The organism is uncultured Brevundimonas sp. (assembly GCF_963975535.1).
In the GTDB taxonomy this organism is placed as follows: Bacteria; Pseudomonadota; Alphaproteobacteria; order Caulobacterales; family Caulobacteraceae; genus Brevundimonas.
Genome location: NZ_CAXBHE010000024.1, coordinates 1 through 2502, shown reverse-complemented (window position 1 = coordinate 2502; position 2502 = coordinate 1). Strand labels below are relative to the sequence as shown.

Sequence of the window (2502 nt, the reverse complement as noted above, 5' to 3'; positions counted from 1 at the left end):
CGTGACCGGTCATTCCGGTGATCGTGACCGATTTGCACACGGCCTTCACGCTGGAGAGAGTTTTGTACGCTGAGCGGTCACGATGGGTCAACCGATTCCGTTTTTTGTGCGTTGGTTTTTCTCAGTGATTCCCCTTTCAGATTGAGTCGGTGAGCGCCGTGCAGGAGCCGATCCATGATGGCGTCTGCCAGCGTGGCGGAGCCGATGTAGTCATGCCAGTGCTCCGTGGGTAACTGGCTGGCGATAAGGGTGGAGCCCCGCCCGTGTCGGTCTTCGATTACTTCCATCAGGTCCTGCCGCTGCTGCGCCGTGATCTTCTGCATGCCCCAGTCATCCAGGATCAGCAGGTTGGTCTTCAGCAACTGGTTCATCAGCCGACCGTAGCTACCATCACCGTGCGCGATGCGCACCTGCTCGAACAGGCGCGGCACTCGCAGGTAGCGCACCGAGAGGCCTTGCCGGCAGGCCTGATTGCCCAGGGCACAGGCCAGCCAGGTCTTGCCGCAACCGGTAGGCCCGGTGATGCACAGGTTCAGGGACTGGCGGATCCAGTCGCTGCTCGCCAGGGCCGCCATACGCGAGCGTTCCAGTCCCCGGGGATGACGGTAATCGATGTCTTCGATGCACGCCGGCACGCGCAGGCGGGCGGCCTTGAGCAGCCGGTCCAGCCGACGGTTTTCCCGGTGCAGCACCTCCCGATCCACTAACAGGGCAAGGCGTTCCTCGAACGCCAGGTCGTGGGTTTCCGGTTGGGCGCGTTGTTGTTCCAGGGCATCGCCCATGCCCGTCAGCTTGAGGTGGCGCAAGGTATCGAGGGTGTTGTGCGTTAGCATACGTTTCTCCGGGATCAGTGGTAGTAGTGGGGGCCGCGAACGTTGGTGTGAACCGGCAGCTCGGTCAGTTCCGGTGGCTCCTCGACCAACGGCAGCGGTAACTGATCCAGCCCCTGCTTCAGGATCGAGGTGATGCTCTGGTAACTGGCGGAGTGGATGGCCAGCGCCCGGGCACAGGCCTGCTCCAGGCGATCACGACTGTAGCGCCGACTAAGGTTCAGAAGTCCCAGGCAGGCGCGGTAACCATGTTCCGGATGAGGCCGATCCTTGAGCTGCTTCTGCACCACGCCCAGCGTGCCGGGGCCGATGTCATTGGCCCAGTTCAGGAACCGTCCCGGTGACCAGTTCTGATGGGCCTGGTGCGATTTAGGCATGTGTTCAGTCAGGGTGGCGAAGCGGCCCTTACCATGACGAGGATGTAGCGCCACTCGCTGCCCTTTGTGCATGACCTCCACGGAGGTGTCGGTCACCCGAACGTCCAGCTTCACCCCCACCAGGGCGTGGGGCACGCTGTATAGCCGCTTCTCGATCTCGATGTGATAGTCGATACCCGGCCGTGCCTTACGCCACTCGGCGTAGGTGTAGGGCGTGGCGGGGAGTGGTCGTAGTGCCGGTCGGTCGAGGGCATCGAACAGGCTTTGACGACTCTCTGTCCGTCCTTGGAACGGGCGCTGGTTCAGCGCTGGTAACAACGCGGCGATGGCGGCGTTCAACTCGGCCAGAGAGAAGAACGTCTGGTGCCGTAACCGGGCCAGGATCCAGCGCTCGACCAACAGCACGGCGGCTTCAGCCTTTGCCTTGTCCTTGGGCTTGTAGGGACGCGCGGGCAGCACCGCCGTCTGATAGTGAGCAGCCAGTTCAGCGTAAGTCTCGTTGATCTTCGGGGTGTAACGGTCCGCCTTGGTGACCGCTGCCTTGAGGTTGTCCGGAACCAGCAGTGCCGGCACCCCGCCGAAGAACGTCAGCATCCGTTGGTGGGAGGCGATCCAGTCCGGCAGGCTCTGGCTCCCGGTGGCCTCGGCGAAGGTGTAGCTGGAGGCGCCAAGCACGGCGACAAAGACCTGGGCCTGACGCATCTCTCCGGTGCTCCGGTCCACCACCGGCACGGTCGGTCCGCAGTAATCGATAAAGACCTTCTCGCCGGCCCGGTGAACCTGGCGCATGCTGCGCCGTTGCCGCCCCCGCCAGAGCCGGTAGTGGTGGCAGAATTGGCTGTAGCGGTAGGCCTTGTCGCCGTGGCGTTCCGTGTACTCGGCCCAGAGCAGTTGCAGGGTAACGCCCTTGGTCTTGAGTTCCTGATGAACCTGGAAGTAATCCGGCTCAGCAAAGCGTGAGGGCGGTGCCTTGACGGGGAACAGCCGTGCTTCCAGCCAGGCCTCATCAGCATCCTCGGGCAACGGCCAAGTGATGCCCTTCGCCTGGGCCTGGCTGACGTACTTGCCGACCACGCCTTTGGAGAGACCACAGGCGCGGGCAATGCGGTCGTGGCTCAGGCCTACTTCGTGCTTGAGGCGCAAGACCTCGATGATCTGTCGCATGGAAATCCTCGCAGCCGGCATCCGCACTTCCTCGTGATGAAAAAGAAGGGTATGCCGAATAAAGTTAAAGAATTCCAGCGTGTTGGATGTGATTCCGGGGGAACGTGACCGATGATTCCGGCAACGTGACC

General features: G+C 62.5%; 2 protein-coding genes. Both read right to left on the bottom strand.

The window, feature by feature from the left end:
- Positions 1-77 precede the first annotated feature (77 nt).
- On the bottom strand, positions 78-833 hold the full coding sequence (gene istB / locus AACZ75_RS15565) for an IS21-like element helper ATPase IstB (RefSeq protein ID WP_022522218.1): 756 nt from the start codon (positions 831-833) through the stop codon (positions 78-80).
- A 14-nt stretch (positions 834-847) separates the two neighbouring features.
- The gene (istA, locus tag AACZ75_RS15560; protein ID WP_026001746.1) at positions 848-2392 is read right to left on the bottom strand and encodes an IS21 family transposase; all 1545 of its coding nucleotides are present in this window, start codon (positions 2390-2392) and stop codon (positions 848-850) included.
- Between the last annotated feature and the right edge of the window lie 110 nt (positions 2393-2502).

Bases quoted from the DNA above. Each gene is read 5' to 3' on its own strand.
- istB (WP_022522218.1), bottom strand. From the start codon at position 833: ATGCTAACGCACAACACCCTCGATACCTTGCGCCACCTCAAGCTGACG.
- istA (WP_026001746.1), bottom strand. From the start codon at position 2,392: ATGCCGGCTGCGAGGATTTCCATGCGACAGATCATCGAGGTCTTGCGC.